The 431-nt window shown below is 45.7% G+C and carries 2 protein-coding genes; both read left to right on the forward strand.

The genetic code is table 11. The features are described 5' to 3' along the window. The coding region (locus tag FDX01_RS24140) for a TolC family protein (protein WP_341772007.1) at positions 1-169 on the forward strand (169 nt) is incomplete at its 5' end. A 27-nt stretch (positions 170-196) separates the two neighbouring features. Continuing rightward, a partial coding sequence (locus tag FDX01_RS09015; RefSeq protein ID WP_137399653.1) for a copper-binding protein occupies positions 197-431 on the forward strand: 235 nt, incomplete at its 3' end.

Raw genomic sequence — 431 nt, forward strand, 5'->3', positions numbered from 1 at the left:
ACAGCGTGCCAGAGGATTGTATGCAAGTGGTGCTGTCAGTTACATCGAAGTGCTGGATGCAGAACGTTCCCTCTTCGCGACGCAGCAAACCATTCTCGATCTTACCTATTCCCGACAGGTTAACGAAATTAATCTGTTTACCGCGCTGGGTGGCGGTTGGGTAGAGTAAATTTATTCAATTAATCAGGAAATTAAAATGCGTAATTCACTTAAAGCCGTTTTATTTGGTGCCTTCTCTGTCATGTTTTCTGCCGGTCTTCATGCTGAAACACATCAGCATGGCGATATGAATACTGCCAGTGATGCTTCGGTACAGCAGGTTATCAAGGGCACCGGTATCGTTAAAGACATTGATATGAATAGTAAAAAGATTACCATTTCGCACGAAGCAATCCCGGCGGTGGGCTGGCCTGCAATGACCATGCGCTTCA

Source organism: Citrobacter sp. wls613, assembly GCF_005281195.1.
GTDB classification, from domain to species: domain Bacteria; phylum Pseudomonadota; class Gammaproteobacteria; order Enterobacterales; family Enterobacteriaceae; genus Citrobacter; species Citrobacter gillenii.